This is a genomic window from Novosphingobium sp. FKTRR1 (assembly GCF_020404405.1).
Classification (GTDB): domain Bacteria; phylum Pseudomonadota; class Alphaproteobacteria; order Sphingomonadales; family Sphingomonadaceae; genus Novosphingobium.
Genome location: NZ_JAIZDA010000009.1, coordinates 89,164 through 114,041 on the forward strand (window position 1 = coordinate 89,164; position 24,878 = coordinate 114,041).

Annotated in this window: 28 protein-coding genes and 1 tRNA gene; 25 read left to right on the top strand and 4 right to left on the bottom strand. The window is 63.3% G+C overall.

The window, feature by feature from the left end:
• The first annotated feature begins 3 nt into the window (after window positions 1-3).
• The 3 genes from folD (at window position 4) to LDN95_RS10835 (ending at window position 2,421) form a co-directional block, all read left to right on the top strand.
• Complete coding sequence (gene folD / locus LDN95_RS10825) at window positions 4-921, top strand: bifunctional methylenetetrahydrofolate dehydrogenase/methenyltetrahydrofolate cyclohydrolase FolD (RefSeq protein ID WP_226017691.1); 918 nt, start codon at window positions 4-6, stop codon at window positions 919-921.
• Window positions 922-1,004: 83 nt separating this feature from the next.
• Entirely contained in the window at window positions 1,005-1,799 is a 795-nt protein-coding gene (locus tag LDN95_RS10830; RefSeq protein ID WP_226017692.1) for a hypothetical protein, read from the top strand.
• 1 nt (window position 1,800) lies between these two features.
• The gene (locus LDN95_RS10835) at window positions 1,801-2,421 is read left to right on the top strand and encodes a MarC family protein (protein WP_226017693.1); all 621 of its coding nucleotides are present in this window, start codon (window positions 1,801-1,803) and stop codon (window positions 2,419-2,421) included.
• Between the two features lie 11 nt (window positions 2,422-2,432).
• Here the strand turns inward: LDN95_RS10835 and LDN95_RS10840 are convergent, their stop codons facing one another.
• Window positions 2,433-3,059, bottom strand: a complete 627-nt coding sequence (locus LDN95_RS10840) for an LON peptidase substrate-binding domain-containing protein (RefSeq protein WP_226017694.1) — start codon at window positions 3,057-3,059, stop codon at window positions 2,433-2,435.
• Between the two features lie 5 nt (window positions 3,060-3,064).
• Window positions 3,065-3,973 carry a tetratricopeptide repeat protein gene (locus LDN95_RS10845; RefSeq protein WP_226017695.1) on the bottom strand — a complete coding sequence of 303 codons (909 nt, stop codon included), beginning with the start codon at window positions 3,971-3,973 and terminating at the stop codon, window positions 3,065-3,067.
• A 204-nt stretch (window positions 3,974-4,177) separates the two neighbouring features.
• On the opposite strand from LDN95_RS10845, the gene LDN95_RS10850 reads away from it, so the two are divergent.
• From LDN95_RS10850 to LDN95_RS10880, 7 genes are all read left to right on the top strand, one after another.
• Window positions 4,178-4,252 (top strand) — tRNA-Gly (locus tag LDN95_RS10850).
• 389 nt (window positions 4,253-4,641) lie between these two features.
• Window positions 4,642-5,385 carry a hypothetical protein gene (locus LDN95_RS10855; protein WP_226017696.1) on the top strand — a complete coding sequence of 248 codons (744 nt, stop codon included), beginning with the start codon at window positions 4,642-4,644 and terminating at the stop codon, window positions 5,383-5,385.
• Window positions 5,386-5,422: 37 nt separating this feature from the next.
• Window positions 5,423-6,616 carry a DUF932 domain-containing protein gene (locus LDN95_RS10860; protein ID WP_226017697.1) on the top strand — a complete coding sequence of 398 codons (1,194 nt, stop codon included), beginning with the start codon at window positions 5,423-5,425 and terminating at the stop codon, window positions 6,614-6,616.
• Window positions 6,617-6,749: 133 nt separating this feature from the next.
• A complete protein-coding gene (locus LDN95_RS10865; protein ID WP_226017698.1) occupies window positions 6,750-8,891 on the top strand; it encodes a ParB/RepB/Spo0J family partition protein in 2,142 nt (713 codons plus the stop codon).
• Window positions 8,892-8,951: 60 nt separating this feature from the next.
• Entirely contained in the window at window positions 8,952-9,170 is a 219-nt protein-coding gene (locus LDN95_RS10870; protein WP_226017699.1) for a hypothetical protein, read from the top strand.
• Between the two features lie 92 nt (window positions 9,171-9,262).
• Window positions 9,263-9,679, top strand: a complete 417-nt coding sequence (locus tag LDN95_RS10875; RefSeq protein WP_226017700.1) for a hypothetical protein — start codon at window positions 9,263-9,265, stop codon at window positions 9,677-9,679.
• Window positions 9,672-10,316 carry an antitoxin of toxin-antitoxin stability system gene (locus LDN95_RS10880; RefSeq protein WP_226017701.1) on the top strand — a complete coding sequence of 215 codons (645 nt, stop codon included), beginning with the start codon at window positions 9,672-9,674 and terminating at the stop codon, window positions 10,314-10,316. Before LDN95_RS10875 ends, LDN95_RS10880 begins: the two co-directional genes overlap by 8 nt.
• Before the next feature lie 41 nt (window positions 10,317-10,357).
• Here the strand turns inward: LDN95_RS10880 and LDN95_RS10885 are convergent, their stop codons facing one another.
• On the bottom strand, window positions 10,358-10,633 hold the full coding sequence (locus LDN95_RS10885) for an HU family DNA-binding protein (RefSeq protein ID WP_067737502.1): 276 nt from the start codon (window positions 10,631-10,633) through the stop codon (window positions 10,358-10,360).
• Window positions 10,634-10,823: 190 nt separating this feature from the next.
• On the opposite strand from LDN95_RS10885, the gene LDN95_RS10890 reads away from it, so the two are divergent.
• From LDN95_RS10890 to LDN95_RS10900, 3 genes are all read left to right on the top strand, one after another.
• Window positions 10,824-15,137 (top strand): strawberry notch-like NTP hydrolase domain-containing protein, encoded by a 4,314-nt coding sequence (locus LDN95_RS10890; RefSeq protein WP_226017742.1) that lies wholly within the window; start codon window positions 10,824-10,826, stop codon window positions 15,135-15,137.
• The gene (locus LDN95_RS10895) at window positions 15,137-16,171 is read left to right on the top strand and encodes a toprim domain-containing protein (protein WP_226017743.1); all 1,035 of its coding nucleotides are present in this window, start codon (window positions 15,137-15,139) and stop codon (window positions 16,169-16,171) included. The genes LDN95_RS10890 and LDN95_RS10895 overlap by 1 nt, the downstream gene beginning before the upstream one ends.
• 306 nt (window positions 16,172-16,477) lie before the next feature.
• Window positions 16,478-17,404, top strand: a complete 927-nt coding sequence (locus tag LDN95_RS10900; RefSeq protein ID WP_226017702.1) for a DUF2493 domain-containing protein — start codon at window positions 16,478-16,480, stop codon at window positions 17,402-17,404.
• A 13-nt stretch (window positions 17,405-17,417) separates the two neighbouring features.
• On the opposite strand, the gene LDN95_RS10905 is transcribed toward LDN95_RS10900, so the two are convergent.
• Entirely contained in the window at window positions 17,418-18,035 is a 618-nt protein-coding gene (locus LDN95_RS10905; protein WP_226017703.1) for a plasmid pRiA4b ORF-3 family protein, read from the bottom strand.
• 304 nt (window positions 18,036-18,339) lie between these two features.
• On the opposite strand from LDN95_RS10905, the gene LDN95_RS10910 reads away from it, so the two are divergent.
• The 12 genes from LDN95_RS10910 (at window position 18,340) to LDN95_RS10965 (ending at window position 24,878) form a co-directional block, all read left to right on the top strand.
• Entirely contained in the window at window positions 18,340-18,504 is a 165-nt protein-coding gene (locus LDN95_RS10910) for a hypothetical protein (protein ID WP_169800969.1), read from the top strand.
• Between the two features lie 141 nt (window positions 18,505-18,645).
• Entirely contained in the window at window positions 18,646-19,086 is a 441-nt protein-coding gene (locus LDN95_RS10915; RefSeq protein ID WP_226017704.1) for a hypothetical protein, read from the top strand.
• Between the two features lie 579 nt (window positions 19,087-19,665).
• On the top strand, window positions 19,666-19,992 hold the full coding sequence (locus tag LDN95_RS10920) for a DUF736 domain-containing protein (RefSeq protein WP_226017705.1): 327 nt from the start codon (window positions 19,666-19,668) through the stop codon (window positions 19,990-19,992).
• A 197-nt stretch (window positions 19,993-20,189) separates the two neighbouring features.
• Window positions 20,190-20,444, top strand: coding sequence for a helix-turn-helix transcriptional regulator (locus LDN95_RS10925; RefSeq protein WP_067733899.1), 255 nt, complete (start codon window positions 20,190-20,192; stop codon window positions 20,442-20,444).
• A gap of 114 nt (window positions 20,445-20,558) precedes the next feature.
• Entirely contained in the window at window positions 20,559-20,831 is a 273-nt protein-coding gene (locus tag LDN95_RS10930) for a DNA -binding domain-containing protein (RefSeq protein ID WP_226017706.1), read from the top strand.
• Window positions 20,832-20,945: 114 nt separating this feature from the next.
• Window positions 20,946-21,233 carry a transcriptional regulator domain-containing protein gene (locus LDN95_RS23305; protein WP_226017744.1) on the top strand — a complete coding sequence of 96 codons (288 nt, stop codon included), beginning with the start codon at window positions 20,946-20,948 and terminating at the stop codon, window positions 21,231-21,233.
• Window positions 21,184-21,699, top strand: coding sequence for a DUF2285 domain-containing protein (locus LDN95_RS10940; RefSeq protein WP_226017707.1), 516 nt, complete (start codon window positions 21,184-21,186; stop codon window positions 21,697-21,699). Before LDN95_RS23305 ends, LDN95_RS10940 begins: the two co-directional genes overlap by 50 nt.
• A 138-nt stretch (window positions 21,700-21,837) precedes the next feature.
• Window positions 21,838-22,119, top strand: a complete 282-nt coding sequence (locus LDN95_RS10945) for an AlpA family transcriptional regulator (RefSeq protein ID WP_226017708.1) — start codon at window positions 21,838-21,840, stop codon at window positions 22,117-22,119.
• Between the two features lie 18 nt (window positions 22,120-22,137).
• Entirely contained in the window at window positions 22,138-23,283 is a 1,146-nt protein-coding gene (locus LDN95_RS10950; protein ID WP_226017709.1) for a replication initiator protein A, read from the top strand.
• A gap of 103 nt (window positions 23,284-23,386) precedes the next feature.
• Complete coding sequence (locus LDN95_RS10955) at window positions 23,387-23,908, top strand: DUF2840 domain-containing protein (protein ID WP_226017710.1); 522 nt, start codon at window positions 23,387-23,389, stop codon at window positions 23,906-23,908.
• Window positions 23,905-24,462, top strand: coding sequence for a S26 family signal peptidase (locus LDN95_RS10960; RefSeq protein ID WP_226017711.1), 558 nt, complete (start codon window positions 23,905-23,907; stop codon window positions 24,460-24,462). The genes LDN95_RS10955 and LDN95_RS10960 overlap by 4 nt, the downstream gene beginning before the upstream one ends.
• A 68-nt stretch (window positions 24,463-24,530) precedes the next feature.
• Entirely contained in the window at window positions 24,531-24,878 is a 348-nt protein-coding gene (locus LDN95_RS10965) for a DUF736 domain-containing protein (RefSeq protein WP_226017712.1), read from the top strand.

A 24,878-nucleotide genomic window follows, 5' to 3' on the forward strand; every position in this document is an offset into this window, starting at 1 on the left:
GCCATGACCGATACGCTTGCACCCGTTCGCGACGGCAAGATCATCGACGGCAAGGCTTTTGCCGCTGACCTGCGCGCCAAAGTCGGCCGACTGGCCGCGCAATTCGAAGCGCAAGCCAGGCGCAAGGCGGGCCTTGCCGTGGTGCTGGTCGGCGAAGACCCCGCCAGCCAGGTCTATGTCCGTGCCAAAGGCAAGAGCACGCTTGAGGCCGGGATGGCCAGCTTCGAACACCGCCTGCCAGCGGACACTGACGAAGCCGATCTGTTGGCGCTGGTCGAAGCGCTGAACGTCGATCCGGCAGTCGATGGCATTCTGGTGCAACTGCCGCTACCCCGCCATCTCGACGAGCAGAAGGTGATCGCCACGATCAGCCCGGACAAGGACGTCGACGGCTTTCACGTGACCAATGCGGGCCGTCTCGCAGTTGGCCAGCCCGGCTTCGTGCCATGCACCCCACTGGGTTGCCTGATGTTGCTGAAGGACCGTTTGGGCAGCCTGTCGGGGCTGGAAGCGGTGGTGATCGGTCGCTCCAACATCGTCGGCAAGCCGATGGCGCAACTGCTGCTGGCCGAAAGCTGCACGGTCACCATCGCGCACAGTCGCACGCGCGATCTGCCCGACGTGGTGCGCCGCGCCGATATCGTGGTGGCAGCGGTCGGACGGCCCGAAATGGTCAAGGCCGACTGGGTCAAGCCGGGCGCGACCGTGATCGACGTGGGTATCAACCGCGTACCCGGCCGCGAACCTGGCAAGACTCGGCTGGTCGGCGATGTCGATTATGCGGCCGTTTCACAGGTGGCAAGCGCGATCACCCCGGTGCCGGGCGGGGTCGGGCCGATGACCATCGCGGTGCTGTTGCGCAACACTCTGGTTGCCGCCTATGCCAATGCTGCGCTGGATCTCGCCTCCGACGCGATCTGACGCTTTTTGCGACGGGGTTTTCGTGGCTGCCGCCATGCTTTAAGGCAGGCGGTATGAAGCGCTTGATCCCCCCAACCTCATTGTTGACATTCGCGCTGCTGGCGCTCGGCCTTGCCGTCACCCCCGGACAGGCCCAGCCCACCGGACGGTCCGGGCGCGACGCCGCAGGCAGCACGATCACCCCGGCAGGCAATCCCAGCGCGTTGATTGCGGCAGAAATCGCCTTTGCCCGCGCCGCTCAGGACAGGGGCCAATGGACCGCGTTCGATGCCTTTGCAGCCGAAGAAGCACAACTGTTCGTGCCGCAACGGACGCTGGCCAAGCCATGGCTGCGCAAACAGGCCAATCCGGCGCAGGCGGTGAAATGGCAGGTCCAGCAGGCATGGATCAGTTGTGATGGTACCGCTGGGGTCACGTTCGGGGCTTACCAGGGTGCAGGGGACGCAAACGGCTGGTTTTCGACCGTTTGGCAGCGCCAGCGGAAGAAGGGCAATTACCTGTGGCTGCTTGATCAGGGCGACGCTCTGTCCACGCCGCTGCCTTCAGTCGACTGGATCGAGGGCAAAGTCGCCGATTGCCCGCCACGTCATCATGCGCAAATGCCGGATGAGAGCGCGCAACCGCCCGCTCGCAAGGCCGCTGGCGGCAAAAGCCCCCCGCCGCCATTGCCGCCGTTGCCCGGACCGGTTCCGGCGGCTCAGGCAGTAGCTGGTGCCGACACCAGCGATGGCCGGTCCGACGACGGCTCGCTGGTCTGGCGCACGTCCGTCGCCGCCGATGGCGCGCGCGATACCCACGTCTGGTTGTGGAAGGACGGCACGATGAGCGAAGTGCTCCACCGCACGGCCGCAGCACCCAACCCCGCGCACGGAGGCTGAGATGCTCCCCTTGTTCCTCTCCGCCTTCGTCACGCTGTTTCTGGTGATCGACCCGCCCGGTTGCGCGCCGATCTATGCCGGGTTGACCGCCAATGCCTCGTCACGGCAGGCTTTCGTCATGGCCTTGCGCGCCTGCCTGATCGCAACCGGCATTCTGGTGGTGTTCGCGCTGTTCGGCGAGGACATCCTGGGGGCACTGCACATCGAACTCGACAGCTTCCGCATCGCAGGCGGGATCATGCTGTTCCTCATTGCGCTCGACATGGTGTTCGAAAAGCGCACCGAGCGGCGTGAGGAGCGCGCCGAAAAGGTCAAGTCTGCCCAGCCGCATGTCGAGGACGTGTCGGTGTTCCCGATGGCCATGCCGATGCTGGCCGGACCGGGGTCGATCGCCTCGATCATGCTGCTGACCGCCCGCGCTCGCGGAACGCCCGAAACGCTGGTGGTACTGGCTGCGCTGGGTTCGGTGATGGTGCTGTGCTTTGCCGCCTTGGTCGCTGCCCGCCCGATCATCCGCGTACTCGGCTCGCAAGTCGAAGCGGTACTCACCCGCCTGCTCGGCGTACTGCTTGCAGCGCTGGCCGCGCAATTCGTGATCGACGGGATCCAGAGCCAGTTCTAGGCGGCGCACTGCTACTGCAAAGTCACGCGCCCGTCGTCATTGTCGCGGCGGCGGAAGAACTGCATCAGTTGCACCAGCAATTCGCAGCGCGCGTGAAGTCCGTCCGCTTCAAGCAGCGCCTGCTTGGCGGCGGCATCGAACGGGGCGATCTGGGACACACCGTTGATCAGCGCCACGTCATCCAGCCGGGTGACCGACTCCCAGTCGACCGCGTAACCCTGTGCCGTGGCAAAGGCCCGCGCTTCCCGCTCGAACGAGGCGCGCTCGATCGCGCTCAACGAGGCATCGGCATCCTCGGCCAGCAATTCTGCCTCGACCTGGCGGAACGGCGTGGTTACGTCGAGTTCTCGAACGATGCGGAACCGCGAGACACCTTGCAGGATCACGTTGTAGCGTCCGTCCTCCAGCGCCTCGACATCGCCGATCTTGCCGACGCAGCCGATGCGGAACAGCGGCGCACCTTCGCCCGGAGCTTGCGGCTGGATCATCGCGATGCGGCGGTCGCGCGCCAGCGAATCGGACACCATTGCGCGATAGCGCGGCTCGAAGATGCGCAGCGGCAGTTGCAGGCCGGGAAACAGCAGTGCCCCGGCCAAGGGGAAGATCGAAAGTCTCACGGTCCCGTCGGTTCCGCCCATCAGCCTTATCCGAACAGCACGGTGGAAAGCTTGCGGCGGGTGGCCGCGACCCACGGATCTTCCAACCCGATCGCTTCGAAGATTTGCAGCAGGCGGGTCCGCGCGGCGCCATCGTTCCACGCGCGGTCCCTGGCCACGATCGCCAGCAGTGTCGTCGCCGCCGCATCGCGATCTCCGCTGGCATAAAGGCCATTGGCCAGCGCCAGTTGCGCTTCCAGATCGTCCGGATCGGCGGCAACCGCGGCACGCAGTGCGATGAGTTCATCAGCCTCGGGTGCGTCCTCGGCCAGCGCCAGCGCTGATTTGGCCTGCGCCAGACCGGGATCATCGGCCAGCTTGGGATCGAGCGCGGCGAGTATGCCGGCCGCATCGTCCTTGTGCCCTGCCTGCAGCAGCGCGCGAATCAATCCGGCATGGGCGGGCACGTTGTCAGGCGCGATCTCGACGATCTGGGCGAAAATATCAGCAGCGCGCTCTCCGTCACCGTCGGCCAGTACTTGTTCGCCCATTGCCAGCAGCGGGGTGATGTCGGGCGCCGCAGCTTCGCCCGCCTCGACCGGAATTTGCGCCAGAATCTGGTCGAGGTACTGCTTCAACTGCGATTCGGTGCGCGCCTTGGTCAGATCGGCCACCGGCTGGCCCTGAAACATCGCGTAGACCGTGGGGATCGAGCGCACCTGAAACTGCGCGGCGATGAACTGGTCCTCGTCGACATTGATCTTGGCCAGCACCACGCCCTTGTCGGCGTATTCGGCGGCAACCTTTTCCAGCACCGGGGTGAACTGCTTGCACGGCCCGCACCATTCCGCCCAGAAGTCGAGGATGACCAGCTTGGTCATCGACGGTTCGACCACCGTCTTGCGGAAACGGTCGACCGCCTTCTGTTCGTCGAGACTGAGGCCAAGGCTTGCCACTATGCTTCTCCGGTTGCGCGTGCGTGGCGCACCATGTGGGATTGAGCCGCCATTCGGCAAGAGCGATCCGCCTGCGGGAAGATAGTCCGACAGATAATGTGCGATTGGGGGTTGCGCACAATCCGAGTCGCCGTTATTGGCCCGCCTCACCCCAGCCGGACCGACACTTCGGACCGGCGGCCGAAAGGCCAAAAACGCGCACGAGCGGGCGTAGCTCAGGGGTAGAGCACAACCTTGCCAAGGTTGGGGTCGAGGGTTCGAATCCCTTCGCCCGCTCCAGTTTTTCTTCGGAAAATCAAGAAGTTGAGCGATCCGCAAGGGTCGCTTTTTCTGTTTACGCGCTCTGCAGAATCACAAAAGTAAGCAATGCGTAAGCGGTGCAACTCGCAGAAACGGCGGTGTTTGGGACGCTTCCGGCAGAGTGGGCTGATCAATTCGCTAATCTCGGGGATTTTCCGATCGAGTTCGACTACCTTAAAGTTGGGCGCGACAGCACTGATGCGGAGCGATGGGGCTGATTACGCGAACCATGAAAAACGCTTACGCGGGGCCAATTTTGTTTACGCGAGAATGTCGCAGGCGTTTCATGGCTAACCTTGCCCTTCGGCTTGGTCGCGCTCAATTGACAGCATTACGAAATTTCGCCTTGTATCGTTATACGCTTCCAGATGGACGAGAACCTCGCACCAGCAACTGACCGGAAGATTCAAAAGCTAGTCCGAGTGCTGGGGCGGCATCTCGAAGCGAGTGAACTCGACACATTCGAGAACAAAGTTCGAGCTCATTGCTCGTTGGTGCTTCTGCTGGCGATGCGTCGGCAGAAGACGGTCATGCGGGCGCGGGGCACGGATCGTGGACACACTGCCAAAGTTCTCATTGAGGCTGCGCAAGTCATAGAGGATAGCGAGGAACGGGCCGAGTACATCCGCTATGTCGAATTGAGCGTCGCAGTCGCCGAGGCGCGCGATCGTATTAAGCAGGAGATCAGCGACGCTTTGCGCCGCATGCCGAAGCTCTCATTGCGTCAGTTCCTCGTGATGGCGGAAAAGGTCGCCTACGAGGCAATGCCCGCCCAACGTGATCTTGGAAACGAGGGCGGCGTTGCACAGCAGGCTGCCGAACACGGGAGGCAAATTCACGAACGCAACGGGAGGGCCAATGATGTTTGGTTTGCTGTTGCCCGCGCAATCAACGAGGCATCGAGCAGCATAGGGCCACGTGATCTTGTGCGTGCCGATGCGACTGCGAAGGCTGTCCCAGCATTCCGCACCATAATGATGCTGTCCAGTCGGCTGAACTCTCTGGACTACGCGTTAGACAACGCGAGCTTCGGCGAGTTCAGCGTGGTCACCCCGCAACGCCCCGTTCAGAGTGAGAGAAGAGCGAGAAATTCCGTGACGGAGCAGGGCTGAGAGAGAGGCTCTCGGCGCCCGTCATGGAGGTTTCCCCATGAACATGCAGGTTCTCGATGCTCGCCGCGATGCGAGTGGTGGCTATAAAGTCGATGTCTCGCGGGGCGAGCGCGTAGGCCGGGTTTCGTCGGAGTGGTTCTCGCGGCCCGATGACGAGCGATTCCTGTCGCTTGGGGATATGGCCGGTGCGGTGCGCGGCCGATCAGAGCGAAGCCGGACTCGTGTCGTCGAAACCACCCTGATCCACGTCGAGGCGAACCGGAACGATCCCGAGCGGCTTGCCCTGATCTTGCCGGGTGCCGATGCGCCAGTTACCCCGACGCATTGGAGCTTCGGCCAGCTCGCCAGCCAGGTCAGTGCGCCCGCAGCCTACTTGCGCCAGCTGCCCGCGCCGCTCGCGGCAATTAACCTGCAATACGGGCTGACCTCGCATCGGGCCGAGCAGATCAAGACCCTCGAGACCGAAAACGGCAGGCTCGAACTGCGCGCAGTGACCGGGCCGGACTATGGCCGGATCTATGACCACGAACTGGTCGAAGCCGTGCAAAAGATCGCTGGCAACGGAACGGGCGACACCCGCTGGAAGGTCCCCGGCGTGCTCGACTGGTCGACCGGCATCTACAACCCGCGTGTCGACATCACCCGCGACACGACCACTCTCTATGCCTCTGACCGCGATGTGTTCCTGTTCCTGGTCGACGATCTCAACCCGATCGAAGCCGGGCGGCTATCCGATGGATCGCCCGACCTCTACTTCCGCGGATTCTACTGCTGGAATTCCGAGGTGGGCGCCAAGACCCTCGGCATGGCGAGCTTCTACCTGCGCGCGGTCTGCCAGAACCGGAACCTCTGGGGCGTCGAACAATTCGAGGAAATCTCCATTCGGCATAGCAAATACGCCGCCAACCGCTTCGCCCATGAAGCGGCTCCTGCCCTGGAGGGGTTCGCCAACTCTTCGCCCCTGCCTTTCGTGAACGGCATCAGGGCGGCCCGCGAACGCATCGTGGCCCGCACAGATGAAGATCGCAGCGACTTTCTGCGGGGGCGCGGATTTTCGAAGGCGGAGACAGGCAAGATCATTGAGACCGTACTCGCCGAGGAAGGTCGCCCGCCCGAATCGATCTTCGATTTCGTCCAGGGCATCACCGCGCTGGCTCGCGACAAGTCCCACCAGGACGCCCGCCTCGACATGGAGGGCAAGGCCAAGAAGCTCCTCGACCGGGTTCACTGACCCCTGCCGCGAAGACTCCGGCATACCTTGCGTTGCGCTGCCCCCTTCAGAGGAAGAGGGCGGAGCTTCGCTTCGTGACGGGTTGAGGTCCGAGAGAGAGGCTTTCGGGCAGCCCGTCGCGAAAGGTAATGCCATGGCAACTGCCGTCCAGAAGATCACCCTGTCGTCCTCGCGCGACATCCCCTTCAACAAACTGGTGCTCAGCCAGTCCAACGTCCGGCGTGTGAAGGCCGGGGTGTCGGTCGAGGAACTCGCAGAGTCCATCGCCAGGCGTGGTCTCATCCAGTCGCTGCACGTCAGGCCGGTGATGGACGCCGACGGCGTTGAAACCGGCATGTTCGAAGTGCCCGCCGGTGGTCGCCGCTACCGTGCGCTCGAACTCCTCGCCAAACAGAAGCGCCTTGCCCGCACCACGCCAGTGCCCTGCGTCGTCGGCGATGCCGCCAGCGACATCCTCATCGACGAAGTCTCGCTGGTCGAGAACATCGAGCGAGCGCCGCTCCATCCGCTCGACCAGTTCCGCGCGTTCCAAGCCCTGCGCGACAAGGGCATGACCGAAGAGGCCATCGCCGCAGCCTTCTTCGTCGGCGTTAATGTGGTGAAACAGCGCCTGCGGCTCGCGACTGTCGCGCCCGCCTTGCTCGAGGTCTATGCCGAAGACGGCATGACCCTCGAACAGTTGATGGCCTTCACGGTGTCCGAAGACCACTCCCGCCAGGAGCAGGTCTGGGAGGCGATCCGCGACAGCTGGCAGAAGGAGCCATGGCAGATCCGGCGCATGCTCACCGAAACCACCGTTCGGGCATCGGACAGGCGCGCGCTGTTCGTCGGTATCGATGCCTATGAGGCAGCGGGGGGCATCGTGCTGCGCGACCTCTTCCAGTCCGATGATGGCGGTTGGCTTCAGGACGTGGGCCTGCTCGACCGGCTCGTCGCTGAGAAGCTCCACACCGAGGCCGACCGGATCGCCGCCGAAGGATGGAAGTGGGTCGAGGCGAGCCTCAGCATCCCCTACGGTGTCGCGCACGGCATGCGCGAAATCACCGGCACACCGCTCGACATGACCGAGGAGGAGCAGGTCACGCGCGCCGGATTGCAGGCCGAGCTGGATCGCCTGACCGACCAGTATGAGGACGCGGACGAACTCCCCGATGAAATCGATCAACGCCTCGGCGAGATCGAGGCCGCGTTGGAGGCACTCGACAATCGCCCCATGCGCTTCGAACCCGCCGAGATTGCGACCGCCGGGGTTTTCGTCACCATTGATACGGACGGATCGCTGATCGCGGACCGCGGTTATGTCCGCCCCGAAGACGAGGCACCCGCCGCATCCAAACGTGACGGCGACGCTGCCGCCGAGACTGGGCACAGCAAATCGCCGATGGCCCACGCTGTTCGGCCGGTCGTCGTCACGATGGGTAGCCAGCCAGCGCCGGTCGAGGACGAAGAGGACGACGGCATCAAGCCGCTGCCCGAACGCCTGGTAACCGAACTGACCGCTCACCGCACGCTGGCATTGCGCGATGCTGTCGCCCAAAATCCGCGGATTGCGATGACGGCATTGCTCCACAAGCTCGTGTCGGACACCTTCCACCACCGCTCGATGAGCGGCGTTCTCGAGGCACAGGTTCGGCACATCTTCTTCCCGGCCCAGGCCGAAGATCTCGGTGACAGCCTGTCGGTCAAGTCGGTCGATGAGCGCAACGAGCACTGGAAAAGCCGCATCCCGGTCGATGACGCCATGCTGTGGGATTGGTTGACCGTGCTCGACGATGAGAACCGGGCGGCGCTTCTTGCCCACTGCGTGAGCTACGGCATCAACGCGCTCTACGAGCGGCCCAATCCCTACAGTAGTTCGGGCGTGAGTGAATACGGCCTGCAATTGCGCTTCGACCAGGCCGACCGCCTCGCACGGGAAACCGGCCTCGACATGGTGCAGGTTGGATGGCGGCCGACCGTCGGCAACTATCTGGGCCGTGTCACCAAGTCGCGCATTCTGGAGGCCGTGCGCGAGGGCGCTGGCGACCGGGCTGCCCAGCTCATCGACCACATGAAGAAAGGCGACATGGCCAAGGAGGCCGAACGCCTGCTCGCGGATTCTGGCTGGCTGCCCGAGCCGCTACGGCTCGCCGACCCCGATGAAGCCGCTGGTGCCGACCTGACCTATCAGGCGGAGGGCGAGGCAACACTGCCGGCATTCCTCACCGAGGATGGCGACGACGACGAACAGGCGGAAAGCGAGGATGAAGACCTCACCGCCATCGCTGCCGAATGATCGGCCTCAAGCGGAGGGCGGGATAACCGCTCTCCGCGCCCCTTTCGAAGGAAATGCGCCATGGCCGATTTGCCCATGTCGACAGGCCGCGTGGTCTTCCAGTACCTCGTGCCCGTCCATGTCGAAGTCGAAGACGGGATCGTCACCTGCGTCACGGTGATCGACGAAACCCCGGTCCGCGATCCGATCCTCGTTGAGGGCGATGCAGAACTGCTGCCGGCAGCCGTCGCTGCTGCCGACGACGGCCAGGACTGGCCGTCATGGCAGTTTGGGTACTGAACCCACTTCCACATTCTTCTCCACCTCATCCCGGCCATCACTGCGCGACAGCGTTCGCGCGGGGCCGGGCATTTTCATCTGAAAGGCTCTCAATGGCTGACTATTTCACCCATTTCTCGTGCCTGCTCGATGTCGGCACGCCTGAAAATGCCGCCCGCGCACTCGCGCTCTACAACGCCCTTTCCGAGGAAGGCGCCTCGGAGGAACCGCCGTCCGAGGGCTATCTCCTCTCGATCCAGCCCGAACATGGCGGCACCGCGCTCTGGATGCGGGATGACGTGACCGGAGACCCGGAGCGCGTCATTCAGTTCGTGCTGCGCTGCGCCGAGCAGTTCCAGCTCACGGGACGGTGGGGGTTCCAATACGCCAACACCTGCTCGAAGCACCGCCTCGATGGATTCGGGGGCGGCGCCCATGTCCTCGATCTGGCCACCCGCGAAACCATTGCCTGGACCTATACCGACGGGTGGCTCGCATCCGTTTTGGACGGAGGCGACGGCGATGCCTGAGATCATCCAGACCACCGTCTATCAACTCGCCGAATTGGATGAGGCAGCAAAGGACAAGGCACGGGCCTGGTTTCGCGAAGGTGGCTTCGACCATGACTGGTATGACGACGTCTACGCTGACTTCGAGCAGATCTGCGCCATTCTGGGCGTTACACTCGACACCCGCACCGTTTGCCTCGTCGGCGGAGGATCGCGACAGGAGCCGTGCATTTATTTCCGGGGCTTCTGGAGCCAGGGCGACGGCGCCTGCTTCGAGGGGCGCTACGCTTACGCGCGCGGCGTTCCGTCCAATATCCGCGAGTACGCGCCCAAAGACACCGAACTCCATCAGCTCGCCGACACCTTACAGGCGGTGCAGCGCCGCAATTTCTATCAGCTCCATGCTCGGGCACGCCACCGCGGCCACTATTATCATGAGTATTGCATGGACGTGTCGGTCGAGCGCGAGAGCCCCACCGGCCAGGACATGACCGCCGATGCCGAGAATGTTGTCATGGAAACGCTGCGCGATCTGGCACGCTGGCTCTACCGCCAACTTGAGCGCGAGTACGAATACCTCTCGTCTGACGAATGTATCGACACGGCGATCACCGCCAACGCCTACACGTTTACGGGTTCCGGTCGTCGGTTCGGCTGACGGGAAAAGCGCCCTGCATCGGCAGGGCGTTTTCCATTACTTCAACCGTTCAGCTTGTCCTTGATGGCCTTCGCTGGTGCGAAGGTCAGCTTCTTCGAAGCAGCGATCTGGATGGTCGCACCGGTCGAGGGATTGCGGCCTTCGCGCGCCGGCGTGTCCTTGATCTTGAACTTGCCGAAGCCATTGATCGCGATTTCATCGCCCTTGGCTGCTGCGTCAGCAATTGCGGCAAAGACGCCATCGACCAGCTTCCGGGCATCGGTCTTGGTCAAGCCATTCGCAGCGGCAAGTGCGTCGGCAAGATCACTGTTGTTCATAATGAAAGCTACTTTCGTGAATTGATGGGGCCGCCCGGATAGCCGCAACGCCCGCGCAAATCCATGAATTGATGTGCGCAGGCAGCGCGTAGGAGAGGAAGAGGTCTGCCGGGACGGGACGAGACCCGCGCGGCTGAGAGAGAGCGTCGCGCGCGCTCCGTCCTTCCCGCTCTCCTTGAGGTCTTCCGTCATGAACATCCTGTCCGCCGTTGCCGGTTCTCCGGCGACGCCGCCTTTACCCGACCACTCCGCCAGCATCTTCGCGGCCGGGGAACTTTTGCTCCCACGTCTCGAACAGGGCCAGGCGATCAGCACCGCCCAATTGCGTCAAGCCATGGAAGCGGCATTCGGTGCCTCGGACGCATCTGGGGTGTGGAACTGGAAGCAGGCCTACGAGGCCTGTGAGACTGCAACAGTCCTTTTTCTGCGCAAATATGGCCCGGCCCTGTTTCGCAAAGCCGCAACGCCCGCAGCGCGTCTGGCTGCCTTGACCAGAATTGTGGGCCGGCTTCCCACCCACACCCGGCGTTCGGAGGAAAGCCAGACGCTCCAGCAATTTTCGACACCGGTCCCGCTCGGGCTCGCAGCCATGACCGCAGCCGCGATCCGTCCCGGTGACCGCGTGCTGGAACCTTCGGCCGGCACAGGCCTGCTAGCCATTCTCGCCCAGCTGGCTGGCGGGTCGCTCACCATCAACGAACTGGCGGAAACGCGGGCTGAGCTTCTGGCCACGCTCTTCCCCGCAACGCCCATCACACAGTTCGATGCCGCGCAGATCGACGATCACCTGGATCATGCCGTGGTCCCATCCGTCGTGCTGATGAACCCGCCGTTTTCGGCCATGGCCCATGTGGCAGGCCGCGTTCAGGACGCCGGTTTCCGGCATATTTCCTCCGCACTGCGTCGCTTGGCCCCGGGCGGCAGGCTTGTCGCCATCACCGGCGCCAATGTCGGACCGGACAATTCCGACTGGCGCGATGCCTTTGTCGCCTTGCAGGCGCGGGCACGTGTCGTGTTCAGCTGCCCGATGGCGGGCAGCGTCTATGCCCGCCACGGCACGACCTTCCCTACGCGCCTGACTGTCATCGACAAGTCCCCCGCCGACGATCCCGACGTGCTCCCGCTCGCGCCCGGAACTGCGCCCGATGTGGCAACGCTGCTGGCCTGGATCAAAACACACGTTCCGCCGCGATTGCCGGTCAGTCTCCCGGCAACGACCGTGCCGATCGCCGCCCCGCATAAATCCGTGCGCGGCTATCTCGCCCGCGCGGCAGCCAAAGCTCCGCCTAATCACGTCGCCGCCGATCCCGAGCATGTCGAACTTGCTTACGAACCCGTCGACTGGAGCCCGCCCGAAGAGGCCCGGATGAGCGACGGTCTTTACGAGGGCTACACGCTGCAATCGATCCGGATCGCGGGCGCGCAACCCCATCCGACCAAGCTGGTACAGTCGGCCGCCATGGCATCGGTCGCGCCACCCAAGCCCGCCTATCGTCCGCGCCTGCCGACAAACATCCATGCCCAGCTGTCCGATGCCCAGCTCGAAACCGTGATCTACGCCGGCGAGGCGCACAGCGATTACCTCGCCGGGTCCTGGACCGTCGATCCGACCTTCGACCTCGTGCAGGCAGCATCGGAAGGTGCGACGGCATCCGTTCGGTTCCGGCGCGGCTTCATGCTCGGCGACGGAACCGGCGCGGGCAAGGGACGGCAATCGGCGGGGATCATCCTCGACAACTGGTTGCAGGGCCGGCGCAAGGCCGTCTGGATCAGCAAATCCGACAAGCTGATCGAGGATGCCCAGCGCGACTGGTCAGCGCTCGGTATGGAGCGCCTGCTGGTCACGCCGCTCTCCCGCTTCCCCCAGGGCAAGCCAATCGGATTGTCGGAAGGCATCCTGTTTGCAACCTATGCTACGCTGCGCTCCGACGAGCGCGGCGACAAGGTTTCACGGGTCCGGCAAATCGTGGATTGGTTAGGCGCCGATTTCGACGGCGTGATCATTTTCGACGAGAGCCATGCCATGCAGAATGCCGGTGGCGGCAAGGGCGAACGCGGCGATGTCGCTCCCTCCCAGCAAGGGCGCGCGGGCCTGCGGCTTCAGCATGCGCTCCCCGATGCCCGCGTAGTCTATGTTTCCGCAACCGGCGCCACCAGCGTGCACAACCTTGCCTATGCCCAGCGTCTTGGGCTCTGGGGCAGCGAGGATTTCCCCTTCGCAACCCCCGCCGAATTCGTCGAGGCGATCGAAGATGGCGGCGTCGCAGCCATGGAGGTGCTCGCGCGCGATCTGCGCGCGCTCGGGCTCTACACCGCCCGTTCGCTGTCTTACGACGGCGTCGAATATGAAATGGTCGAACACCGGCTGACCGACGATCAGCGCCAGATCTATGACGCTTACGCGGGCGCCTTCGCGATCATCCACAACCACCTGGATGCGGCAATGGAAGCCGCGAATATCACCGGCAGCGATGGCACGCTCAACCGCCAGGCGAAGTCCGCCGCCCGCAGCGCCTTCGAGTCGGTCAAGCAGCGATTCTTCGGTCACCTCCTGACCTCGATGAAGACGCCCACCCTGATCCGTTCCATCGAGCGTGATCTCGAAGCCGGTCATGCTGCCGTGATCCAGATCGTGTCCACGGGCGAAGCCTTGATGGAACGGCGGCTCGCCGAGATCCCGACTGAGGAATGGGGCGACGTGCGCGTGGACATCACGCCGCGCGAATATGTTCTCTCGTACTTGCAGCACTCCTTCCCGGTGCAGCTCTACGAGCCCTACACCGATAGCGAGGGCAATCTGGCCTCACGCCCGGTCGTTCGCGATGGTCAGCCGGTCGAATGCCGTGAAGCTGTCGCACGCCGTGACGACCTCATCGAACGGCTTGCCTCCCTGTCACCGGTGCCCGGCGCCCTCGACCAGATCGTCCAGCGGTTTGGCACCGAAATGGTCGCGGAAGTCACCGGGCGCTCGAGGCGGATCGTGCGCAAAGGCGAGTGCTTCGCCGTCGAAAACCGGGCCGCCAGCGCCAATCTGGCAGAGACCGCCGCCTTCATGGACGACCTCAAGCGTATCCTCGTCTTCTCTGATGCCGGCGGCACCGGACGCAGCTATCACGCCGACCTCTCCGCCCGGAACCAGCGCCTGCGCGTCCATTATCTTCTCGAACCGGGCTGGAAAGCGGATGCCGCGATCCAGGGTCTGGGGCGCACCAATCGCACCAATCAGGCCCAGCCACCGCTTTTCCGGCCGATCGCGACCGACGTGAAGGCCGAGAAGCGGTTCCTCAGTACGATCGCGCGCAGGCTCGACACGCTCGGGGCAATCACGCGCGGCCAGCGGCAGACCGGAGGCCAAGGCCTGTTTCGGCCCGAGGACAATCTCGAAAGCCCCTATGCACGCGCTGCGCTGCGCCAGCTCTATCTGCTGGTGGTCCGCGGCAAGATCGAGGGCTGCTCGCTCGCGCGGTTCGAAAATGCCACAGGCCTGAAACTGACCGACACCAATGGCATCAAGGACGAACTGCCGCCGATCACGACCTTCCTGAACCGGCTTCTCGCACTCACCATCGAATTGCAGGGCATCCTGTTCTCGGCCTTCGAGCAGTTGCTCGACGCGAAGGTTGCTGGCGCCGTGGCGAGCGGCACCTATGATCTGGGGCTCGAAACCCTCACCGCTGAAAGCTTCGTGCTCACTGATAGGGTCAGCATCTACACGCACCCGGCAACCGGCGCGCAAACGCGGCTACTGACCATTACCCAGCGCGAGCGCAATCGACCACTGTCGCTCGGTGATGCATTGGCATGGCTGGAAAATGACCAGGGTCGTTTGCTGGTCAACACCAAGTCGGGCCGCGCCGCCGTCCAGGTCCCGGCACCGTCGTTGATGCTCGACGATGGCGAGATCGAGCGCCGGGTTCGCCTGATCCGTCCGATGGAACACCATCACGCCTCATGCGCCATGATGGCCGACAGCCACTGGGAGGAGGTGGACCGCGATGCCTTCGCCCATGCCTGGCAACGCGAGCTGGCAGACGTACCGACCTTCACCGATAGCACGATCCACATCGTGGCTGGCCTGCTCCTGCCGGTGTGGAAGCGATTGCCCGACGAATCGACCCGGGTCTATCGGCTCCAGACCGACGACGGTGAGCGCATCATTGGCCGGCGCGTGTCGCCTGCGTGGGCGGCCAATGCTGACACTTCGAGCTCGCCCGACCTGACCGGTGATGCAGCCTACGGCGCCCTTCTCGACGGGCAGACGATCATCGACCTTGCCGAAGGTCTGCAATTGCGGCGGATCAAGGTCATGGCCGCAAACCGCATTGAGCTGACCGGCTTTACCGAGGCGATGCGCGCACGCCTGCGCGCCTACGGGCTGTTCACCGAAATCATCTCGTGGAAGCTGCGCTTTTTTGTCCCCGTCGGCGCGAGCGGCCCCACTGTGCTCGCGCGATTGCTCGAAACCTTTCCAGCCCAGCGCCTTTTGGAACGGGAGGCGGCCTGATGCACCGGATCAATGCAGGCGATCTTGCCCATCGTCTCGGCCGCCAGGCCGAGGCGGTGTGCCGCCGCTACCTCAGTGCCGGCTGCAAACGGGGCAATTACTGGCTGGTTGGCGATGCCAACAACACGCCGGGGCGCTCCCTCTTCGTCCGGCTCCATGATTCTCCCAAGGGCGCCGCAGGCAAGTGGCAGGACGCTGCAACGGGCGACCACGGCGATTTGCTCGACCTCATCCGACTGGCACGGGGACTCACCGCGTTCGCCGATGTTGCCGACGAAGCCCGCACGTTCCTAAGCCTGTCGCATCCGGAACCCACGCCGTTGCCGAACAAACTGCCACCTGCTGCATCGGGATCGGTCGAAGCCGCAAAACGGCTCTTTGCCATGTCACAACCAAGCGTCAGCTCCGTCGTCGGCATCTATCTGCGACATCGCGGCATTGCGTCATTGCCCGGCCCGGCAACCCTGCGCTTCCATCCCCGCTGCTACTATCGAGCGGGGGAAGGCGAAGCCACCCAGACATGGCCGGCTATGATCGCCGCCGTCACCGATCTCGATGGCCAGATTACCGGGGTTCACCGCACCTGGCTTGCTCACGATGGGACCGGCAAGGCACCCGTCGATACACCTCGCAAGGCGATGGGAGACCTGCTCGGTCATGCGGTTCACTTCGGCATACCTGGCGAAGTCATGGCGGCCGGCGAAGGCATCGAGAGCGTGCTATCCGTTCGCGAAGCCGCCCCCGGCATGGCGATGGCCGCTGCACTTTCCGCGGCGCACCTCACTGCCATCGCATTCCCCGATGCGCTGCGGCGCCTCTACATCATCCGCGACAATGATCCGGCGGGCGATTGGGCTGGCAATAGCCTGGTCGAACGAGCCCATGCGGCCGGGATCGAGGCTTTTGTGTTGTCGCCAGTGCATGGGGATTTCAACGAAGACCTTTGCGCTCACGGCCTTGACGCGCTGCGGGCAAGTATCCGGAGCCAGATCGCCCCGCAGGACGTGGCTCGTTTTCTCACTTGTGCAGCCTGATCATCGGTCCGGGAAATTCGCGCGGTCCTGCGGGTTTGGTCGCATCGCGATTGATCTCACCATCGACAATGGGCCGCGCCCGGCCTTCGAGAGGGCGATAGGCCCACAAGCGTTCCGGCCCCGCAATGGCTGAGGCCAGCTATTTTCCGGCGGCGCGCTTCGCCCGCCTTTCCATCGCGAGACAAAATAGCCGGCCTTGCGCCATCCTCCGCTGCCGCTGCGGCCCTACGGGTGCAGGACCGGCCCGTTCGTGGGCTTCATCGCCATGAAGGCCGCGAGGGCGCGGTCCAATCGATGGAGCATCCGATGGACGAGCATGACGACTTTGAACCGCATCACGCATCCTCCCCCACCGATCACGTCCTGCAAGAGCTTCAACTCTACGGCTACCGCCCTTTCGAGGATGAACCCGATCCCCGGCTACTGCCTGAAGGCGACCGGGTCGCAGGAGCCATCGCCGACATCTTCGACGCCCTGATTTCGACCCTGGAAGACACCCGCCTCGAACCCGACCTCGACGACCTCCTGTGGTCTACCGTCAATCTCTTCCACCGAGCCTGCCAGAGGATCGAGCGTGAACTAGACGACAACGAGGTAGCACAGCGGCGGCTCCAGAACGAACAGGATGGCAGCGAGGTGAAGTCGGTCGAACTCGAGCGCCTGACCGCCGAGGGCCAGACCCTCCTCGAACGGCGCGATACGTTTGAACTGATGCGTGACCAGGCAGCCGACCATTTCGAGCGTCAGACCCGCTCAAGCTGGAAGCCGCATTCAGGCTCAATCGTCAACCATCGCAACCTGACCGCGGCGATGATCGACAGCCGCGACTTTATCAACGCCAAGCGCCGCGCCGAAACCGAAGTACTTCTTCCTGCCGGACCAAAGATCGCTTTTTCCGGCGGTGAAAGCACTGATCATCAGCTCATCTGGGCGAAGCTCGATCAGATTCGGGCCAAGCATCCCGACATGGTGCTGATGCATGGCGGTTCGCCCAAAGGTGCAGAAAGGATCGCATCCCGCTGGGCCGACACCCGCAAGGTGCCGCAAATCGCATTTAAGCCCGATTGGACCCGGCATGCCAAGGCTGCGCCATTTAAGCGCAATGATCAGATGCTGGCCGTGATGCCGATCGGCGTCATCATCTTCCCCGGCACCGGCATTCAGGACAACCTTGCCGACAAGGCCCGCAAGCTCGGGATTCCTGTCTATCGGTTCGGCTCTGGCGGCGCGTGAGCGCCGCCGGACGCTAGCTCTTTCGAGGCTTGGGCTGGTACAGCCGCCGTTTGACATTGGGTTTCAGTGCATTGCCAACGTCCTTGTCGACGATCGCTAGATCAAACCAGTCCGGGTCGAAATGGCCTCCGCACCATCGTTTGGTTTCGCCGTGTTCTGGATCGCCGGTGTCCCCCATGATTTCGAGAAACCGTTCATAGCCCGGAATTCCCCCAACATCTTCTGGAGGGCGAGCACCCGATCCATCCACGCATTGGGCTTTCTTCGGCGCAGCATCGAGGGAAAGCCATTGCTCCAATTCGACAGTGTGCATCCAACTGTCGCCGAAATCATAGAGGTAGTTGAACCTCGTCCCAGATCTCGAGAAGTCTCGCAGGCGCACGTCGGTCTGCTCAAAGACCTGAGGGTCGCCTTCGCAAGAACCCTCGTAGGCGGCGGCGGCATCGCCGAAACGCAGCCCCCCGATCTGAAACTCATGCAGATGGTAATTCCACCAGTTGAAGGCCGCCTGGATCGTCAGGTGGAGTTGCTCAAGGTCCCAGTGGATCGGAACGATCAGACGCCTCCAGACCGGAGGTTCGATGTCGTCAACCGACACACGAAGCTGAATGGCATTGAACGGTTCAAACATACCGGCAGCAAGCCGTCCCAATGGGGCGGCGTCAAGCTCTGTCGCAGATGCGAGGCATGCAAATGTCGCGTGGGCATTGATCCTCGGCCACATCGCTCCAATTCGGCAACTGCTCACCCCCGCTTCAAATGCGCTGATCCTTGGCCCGGCCCAGGGCCTGACGCCATCAACCCGTAAAGGGTCGGACTACGCAAAGCGTGCCGCCGAACTGGCTTCGCCAGCCCGGTGATTGCAGCCCTTGGCCGGTCACTTCGGGCGCCTGTCAGCGGGGGATGAGCCTCCGCTTCGAACAGGAGCAGGTCCGATGTCCCTCAACGATGCACAAGCCTTCGCCTTCAGCCTCGCTGCAACCTTGATGGTCGCAATCGTCATTTTCCGCGCCGGTGACGGCAGCCTGTCGGTCATACCGGCCACCGAATTCGATCACGATGCCGAAGTCATCGCGGAAATCGATCCCTTCGCGCTCTGACCGCGTCCGATCGCTCAGGCGGAACGGAAATCGCGACGGTTTCCGCTCCCGTCGGGGCCTGAATTCCGCTATATGGCTACCTGCGCTGTGGTGGTGGTGGAGGCGCAACCGTCAGACCTTTTGTCACGGGAGACCACCACCATGATTATTCTTGGTATTTTTCTGTCGATTGCGGCGATCGGCTTCTTTTGCTGGTTGCTGTTCACGCTTGCGGTGTTCGCGCTGCCCTTTTTCATCGGCATGAGCGTTGCTGCATGGGCCTATCAATCCGGCGCCGGCTGGCTGGGCGCGGCATTCATCGGACTGCTTGCGGCAGGCTTGACGCTCGGCTTTGGACAGATTGGCCTAATGCTCGTGCGGCCCACTTGGGCGAGACTGCTGATTGCACTCGCCTTCGTCGCGCCTGCGGTTATAGCCGGATACCATGCTACCCACGGCATCGTACAGCACACCATGCCCTCCGAAGCCTGGCAGCAAGTATTCTCGGTGATCGGCGCGTTCGTGGTGGGCTGCACGGCGTTCGTTCGAGTAGCAGGCATGGCAGGCACCAAGCCGTCGTCGGGGCATCTGGCAAGAACCTGAAGCAGCCCAACCGATTTACCGGACGACCGATGAGGCGAAACTGTTGCCGTCTTGCTGGAAGAGAGTAGCAAAACGGGGCTGCGTCGTCGGATCACCCTGGCCCATGCTTGCCACGCGGCGCCACCGTCCGAACGACCAAGGGTTCCCCGATTGACGCGGTATATGACCAACACGTGGCCCAGGGCGTTTCCTGTGCGTGCTGCGTTTGATAGCGCGCCAGCCTGTCTGGCGAGGGCGAGATCGCGGTGTTGGTGGGCCGCGCCGGTCTGAAGGGCGAAGGCGTATCGCCACGATTGTCCCGTAACAGTTCGCTCGCGCCCGCTCCAAACGGCCTCTGTCATGGGCTGATCTGGCCGAAGACCGGCTGCGCCTCGACCGCCTATGCCGCAACCGCGTTCCGCCAACTTTCTTCCCCTGCCGGCCAGGGCCGTCATTCCTCGCGCGACAAGAAAGCTGGCTTCACGCCGTCCTGCGCTTCGCTGCGGCAGCAAGCTGTGCGGCGTCGGTCGTCTCCGGCCTCTCGATCGCCATCGAGGCCGCAATGGTGCGGGTTCGAAGACGAATGAACGGAGATTTCTCATGGCTACCATCGGCACCTTCAAGAAGGCCGGCTCGAACGAGTTCACCGGCGACATCATCACCCTCAGCGTCCAGGCCAAGGGCGTGCGCATCATCCCCGACCTGCGCGCCACCGGCGAAAACGCCCCCAGCCACCGGGTCGTGGTCGGCCGCGCGGAAATCGGCGCAGCCTGGTCCAAGCGTTCGGGCGAGGGCCGCGACTATCTGGGCCTCAAGCTGGATGATCCGAGCTTCAATGCCCCGATCTACGCCAACCTCTTCGACGACGAAGACGGCGAAGGTTACTCGCTGATCTGGTCCCGCCCCAATGGTCGCCGGGGCGATTGAGGCCCGCAGCCAGGCCCCGGCCGAAACGGCCGGGGCCTTTTGGCATTCGAGCAACCGAATCAGTTCCGTCCGCCTCGCCACTAGTTCCCAGATCCAAAGGGTGAGTGGTGCACGATAGAGGTGGCATTCGCGCCAAGGGCGACTAATATAGTCGTAGTTCTGGCGCGTTCATCCGCGGCGGTGGGAGGCGATCATGCATGATCACCGCTCGCCAATCGCGGGCCGCACGCGCGTTGCTGGGATGGACACAGGAGACGCTCGCTGACAAGGCCCAGGTCTCTCTGACCGCGCTCAAGCGCCTCGAATCCGAAAGCGGGCTCGAGGTGTACGAATCCACACGCGATCAGGTGCGCAGGGCGCTTGAATCCGCCGGTGTCGTTCTCTTGTCCACGGAGAAGGGCGAAGGTGTTCTGCGACTTCATCAACCAGGTGATCGATCAGCCAGGCCTTGAGGCTGGCTGTCACAGCTATCTTCGACCGGAAAAATTCTGCGGGCCGCTGTTCTGGATCAATGCTAGGGTCAATGGAAAGTCGCAAAAACACCTAGAACAACGTGGTGGCCGGTGATGGACGAGTCTACACCGCAGTTTCTTGATCAACCGCCGCAGGGCCAGCAACTCACCTCTTACGATCGTGAGCACATGGTGCTGTATCTTCGGCTCCTGGACAGCCATAGGGACGGCGCCGACTGGCGTGAAGCCGCGCAGATCCTGTTCGGACTGGACGCCGCGATCGATCCGGTGAGAGCCCGCAAGGTTCATGACGCCCACCTGGCGCGCGCGCAATGGATGACCGAACACGGCTACCGCGAACTGCTGCGCAAGGGGCCAACCGACTGACAGGTGATGCCGCTGCGGCATCGCCTGTTGCCGAGATGGGGACTTCCGGCGCCCGTCACAGAAAGGAATCATCGCCCTCCCGTAATCGTCTGAGGCCGGGGGAGAATCGAGATGATGCCGGATGCTTCTCAATGGCGTTCCGCTGCACGCTACGAACCCGTCGAACGCATGAGCGCCTCGGGCCTTGCGTGGGAATGGCTTCGACGAAACGAGGCCTATAACCGCGATTTCGACGAATTGTCGGCGAAAGATGCCGACATCCCCATGCTGACGGACGCGATCCGTCAGCGCTGGAGGTTACGATTTCGCGGTCGACCCAGCACTCGATCAGGCCGCTACCACCGTTTTCTGGATGCCCAAAGACGACACCAGCATCGTTGTGGTTGCCGACGCTCCTTCTGAGTTGGCCTCCTATTCTGGCGGGAGCATGCTGCCTGAGGCGATCACCGGAAGCGATGGCAGCATCACTCTCCCGCTAGCCAACGGCGAGCATATCCAGATTCAGCTTCTGACCTCCGGGGCCGGCCAGGCGGTGGCCTTGATTCCACTGGATATCGACGGATTTGGTAGGCTGGAGGCCGCCCATCGCCTCCTGGCGGCGCTTCACGGGCGGACCATTCCTCCTGATACCCGGTTGACCCGACAGCAACGGATGCGATCGCGCCGAATGTTGCAGGCTTTCGACGGGGCACGCAGTGGCGCCACCCAACAAGAGATCGCTCGAACTCTGTTCCGCATTGGCCCTGTAAGCCGGGACGAATGGCAGGCATCTGCCTCGCGGCACGCGGTTATGGCACTGCTGCGTGATGCCCGTGCGATGGTTGCGGGCGGATATCGCAACCTCTTGCGGCACCGTCGGCGGTCCTGACCCATACCTTGGCAACCGGTGTGGGTATTTAACTGGTGCCAAAATCCCGCTGCAACTCGCCGATTTCGCTTCGCCATTGTGGCCGTCGCCCGCCGTCGATCTCCGACGGCACCAACGAAGCCTACGAAAGGCCGACTTATGCGACCCGACCTCGCCATTCTGCCGCCACGCTACCTGCGCACCAAGGAAGCAGCGGCTTTTCTCAGCCTTTCGCCGCGAACGCTCGAAAAGCACCGGACTTACGGCACCGGCCCCGCCTACAAGAAGCTCGGTGGCCGGGTGGTCTACTCGGTCGACGATTTGCAGCATTGGGCCGAGCGCGGTGCCGTCACCTCGACGTCCGACCCCCGCGGCACCGTGCTGCCAGCGAAGTGGCATCCGGACGACGTCGTTTCCATGGCCGGGCGCCTGGCGCGCTGACCCGCGACGGATTTGCCGATGGCACCCCGCCTTCAATCCCTCCCGGAGCGCGGACAACTCGATCTGTTCCGCACGATCCCCGGCGACGTCGCCCCCCGAGACGCGCAGGACCTCATGGCCTATCCATTCTTCTCTCTATCCAAGACCCACCGCATCACTCCAATCGACTTTGCCGCTGGCAATGTCTCGATCCGGGTCGAGGCCGTGCCAGATCATGGCATGGCCACCATTTGGGATGCGGACATCCTGATCTGGGCCGCCAGCCAGATCGTCGAGGCGCGCGACGCCGGCTTTCGAACGTCCCGGCTGATCGTCGCCACGCCCTATGAGGTGCTCAAGTTCATCGGACGCGGCACGTCCATGCGCGACTATCAACGCCTGAAAGCGGCGTTGGACCGGCTGCAATCGACTACCGTGGCCACTTCCATCCGCCAGCATGCCGAAGGACGGCGACACCGATTTTCATGGATCAATGAATGGAAGGAACGTCGGGACAGCAATGGCCGCCCCGACGGCATCGAACTGATCCTGTCCGACTGGTTCTATCAAGCCGTGCTCGATGACGCTCTCGTGCTGACCATCGACCGGTCCTATTTCGATCTCACCGGCGGCCTTGATCGCTGGCTCTATCGCCTGGTCCGCAAGCATGGCGGCAAGCAGCGTCATGGCTGGCGGTTCGACTTTCGCCATCTTCACTTGAAGTCCGGCAGCCTGTCGCCCTTCAAGCGGTTTGCTTTTGAGCTGCGGGACATCGTCCGGCGCCAGCCGCTCCCAGGCTATGTCCTGTTCCTCGAAGTGGAGGCTCGTGGCCGAACACTGCTCGCGTTCAAGCCGTCGGCGCCTTGTGGAAACCCTGTGGATGGCGTCGTGCCATCGGGAACCAGACGGCCCGTGCCATCAGGAACCTCGGCCTCGTGCCATCGGGAACCAAAACAGGGGCTAACTCTCGACAGGGAAAGCCGAAATCGCGTCCGTAACTTAGACTCTAACCAAGAATCTAACTTTGAAGAACGCGCGCGCGAGGTGCGCGGCCTCATCGACACAGTCCGCAACGGCCTCACGGTCAATGCGCGGCAGCGGCGATCTCATCTCCACAACGAGCGGGAATTTGCCCGCACATCCGAGCTTCCCTTCAAGTCGCCGCCGGATGAGCAGCCATGCTGACCCCGCACCACAAACCTGCGCGAACGCAGCGAACCTGCACCCGCTCGATCGGCAGTTTGCGCGCTGCTGACCGCGCCTCTGCAAACTTCCTTGGAGATCCATCATGAACAGCGCCACGACCTCCGGCGCGCATCGCTGCCCCGCGCCGCTCACGCCCGCTGCCGATGCCCTGACCCACGTCGAACTGACGCATATCGAGAAGCGGATCGAGAACTGGATCAGGTTCGGCCGCCATGTACACGAACAGATCCTCGATCGACGACGGCGCGTGCTTAGTTATCGACCGGGCAGCGTTTTCGGCTTCGTCCGTTGGGCCGCAAACGACTTCGGCACCGTCGCCTCCCGGATCGACATCGTTCGTACCGTGGCGCCAGCTGAAGCCTATCAGACGCTGGCTTTCATCCGACCCGGCGGCGAGATCCTACTGACGGCCGATGGCTGGCCCAAGGTTTGCCAGGTGCTCCGCCTGATCGATGACGTGGAGGCCGTCGGACTCGATGCCTGCGACGTAGCCCCCGATCACTGGCGCCATGTCGCGAACCGGATGAGCGTCGGTCAGGCTCCCCGTGCATACACGCCAGAGCGTCATCAGGCATGGCTCAAGCGCCGGGAGATCGAGGGATGACCCGCTTCGGCTACGTCATGACGACGTATTTCTCCGTCCTTGGCATGGGCCTCGCTTCATTCCTGCCTTTGCCGCTCCGGCTGGTCTGGAATGCATCGGCCAGCGTTCCCATCGGTCTCTATGGGCTTGAACCGCCGCGCAATCTTAGCGTCGGCGATCTGGTCGCCGTGACACCGCAGCGGCCGCTGGCCGATTTCATGGTGGAGCGCGGTTACCTCGGTAGGGGCGTGCCGCTGATGAAGCATGTGGCCGCACTGCCGGGACAGACTGTTTGCCGGCTGAGGAGCACCATCACTGTCGATGGCATGGCCCTTGGCGAGGCGCTCGCCCATGACCGCAAAGGACGCGATCTGCCGGTCTGGCAGGGGTGCCATTCCATCGCGGCTGGCACCGTCTTCCTGATGAACGCCGCTGTTCCCGACAGTCTCGACGGTCGCTATTTCGGCCCGATCTCCGCTCGCACGATCATAGGTCGAGCCACGCCGATCTACACCGACGAAGCGGCGAACGGCCAATTCGTCTGGCGCGCAAACGACCAGCTGGCGGCGCGCTGACCACGCCCCTTCGGCCCCGTCATCGCTCACCAAACAGCATCTCAACCGGCAACGCGAGGAGACCTACAATGCCACAGATCGGCACCTTCACTGAAACGGCGGACGGCTTTGTCGGACGTATCCATACTTTCTCGCATTGCCAGGAAGTCGGCATCCTGCCCGCCGAGCCGTCTGATGCTGAAAATGCGCCGGACTTTCGCATTCATATACGTCTTGACGACGGCATCGAGGTCGGACCCGTGATTGGCGCGGGCTGGAAACGTGCCGGCGAGCGTGCCGGCATCTTCATCGCGCTGATCATCGACGATCCCGCTCTGCCGCAGCCCATTCGCGCCAATCTGTTCCGCGCCGGCGCCGACGGTGCGTCCTGGACACTGCACTGGAATCGCATTTCCAGGCGCGATGCGCGGGATTGA

Excerpts from the sequence above, each read along its gene's own strand:
- folD (WP_226017691.1), top strand. The coding sequence starts at position 4 with ATGACCGATACGCTTGCACCCGTTCGCGACGGCAAGATCATCGACGGC.
- LDN95_RS10835 (WP_226017693.1), top strand. The coding sequence starts at position 1,801 with ATGCTCCCCTTGTTCCTCTCCGCCTTCGTCACGCTGTTTCTGGTGATC.
- LDN95_RS10840 (WP_226017694.1), bottom strand. The coding sequence starts at position 3,059 with ATGGGCGGAACCGACGGGACCGTGAGACTTTCGATCTTCCCCTTGGCC.
- LDN95_RS10855 (WP_226017696.1), top strand. The coding sequence starts at position 4,642 with ATGGACGAGAACCTCGCACCAGCAACTGACCGGAAGATTCAAAAGCTA.
- LDN95_RS10860 (WP_226017697.1), top strand. The coding sequence starts at position 5,423 with ATGAACATGCAGGTTCTCGATGCTCGCCGCGATGCGAGTGGTGGCTAT.
- LDN95_RS10865 (WP_226017698.1), top strand. The coding sequence starts at position 6,750 with ATGGCAACTGCCGTCCAGAAGATCACCCTGTCGTCCTCGCGCGACATC.
- LDN95_RS10870 (WP_226017699.1), top strand. The coding sequence starts at position 8,952 with ATGGCCGATTTGCCCATGTCGACAGGCCGCGTGGTCTTCCAGTACCTC.
- LDN95_RS10875 (WP_226017700.1), top strand. The coding sequence starts at position 9,263 with ATGGCTGACTATTTCACCCATTTCTCGTGCCTGCTCGATGTCGGCACG.
- LDN95_RS10880 (WP_226017701.1), top strand. The coding sequence starts at position 9,672 with ATGCCTGAGATCATCCAGACCACCGTCTATCAACTCGCCGAATTGGAT.
- LDN95_RS10885 (WP_067737502.1), bottom strand. The coding sequence starts at position 10,633 with ATGAACAACAGTGATCTTGCCGACGCACTTGCCGCTGCGAATGGCTTG.
- LDN95_RS10890 (WP_226017742.1), top strand. The coding sequence starts at position 10,824 with ATGAACATCCTGTCCGCCGTTGCCGGTTCTCCGGCGACGCCGCCTTTA.
- LDN95_RS10895 (WP_226017743.1), top strand. The coding sequence starts at position 15,137 with ATGCACCGGATCAATGCAGGCGATCTTGCCCATCGTCTCGGCCGCCAG.
- LDN95_RS10900 (WP_226017702.1), top strand. The coding sequence starts at position 16,478 with ATGGACGAGCATGACGACTTTGAACCGCATCACGCATCCTCCCCCACC.
- LDN95_RS10905 (WP_226017703.1), bottom strand. The coding sequence starts at position 18,035 with ATGTTTGAACCGTTCAATGCCATTCAGCTTCGTGTGTCGGTTGACGAC.
- LDN95_RS10910 (WP_169800969.1), top strand. The coding sequence starts at position 18,340 with ATGTCCCTCAACGATGCACAAGCCTTCGCCTTCAGCCTCGCTGCAACC.
- LDN95_RS10915 (WP_226017704.1), top strand. The coding sequence starts at position 18,646 with ATGATTATTCTTGGTATTTTTCTGTCGATTGCGGCGATCGGCTTCTTT.
- LDN95_RS10920 (WP_226017705.1), top strand. The coding sequence starts at position 19,666 with ATGGCTACCATCGGCACCTTCAAGAAGGCCGGCTCGAACGAGTTCACC.
- LDN95_RS10925 (WP_067733899.1), top strand. The coding sequence starts at position 20,190 with ATGATCACCGCTCGCCAATCGCGGGCCGCACGCGCGTTGCTGGGATGG.
- LDN95_RS10930 (WP_226017706.1), top strand. The coding sequence starts at position 20,559 with ATGGACGAGTCTACACCGCAGTTTCTTGATCAACCGCCGCAGGGCCAG.
- LDN95_RS23305 (WP_226017744.1), top strand. The coding sequence starts at position 20,946 with ATGCCGGATGCTTCTCAATGGCGTTCCGCTGCACGCTACGAACCCGTC.
- LDN95_RS10940 (WP_226017707.1), top strand. The coding sequence starts at position 21,184 with ATGCCCAAAGACGACACCAGCATCGTTGTGGTTGCCGACGCTCCTTCT.
- LDN95_RS10945 (WP_226017708.1), top strand. The coding sequence starts at position 21,838 with ATGCGACCCGACCTCGCCATTCTGCCGCCACGCTACCTGCGCACCAAG.
- LDN95_RS10950 (WP_226017709.1), top strand. The coding sequence starts at position 22,138 with ATGGCACCCCGCCTTCAATCCCTCCCGGAGCGCGGACAACTCGATCTG.
- LDN95_RS10955 (WP_226017710.1), top strand. The coding sequence starts at position 23,387 with ATGAACAGCGCCACGACCTCCGGCGCGCATCGCTGCCCCGCGCCGCTC.
- LDN95_RS10960 (WP_226017711.1), top strand. The coding sequence starts at position 23,905 with ATGACCCGCTTCGGCTACGTCATGACGACGTATTTCTCCGTCCTTGGC.
- LDN95_RS10965 (WP_226017712.1), top strand. The coding sequence starts at position 24,531 with ATGCCACAGATCGGCACCTTCACTGAAACGGCGGACGGCTTTGTCGGA.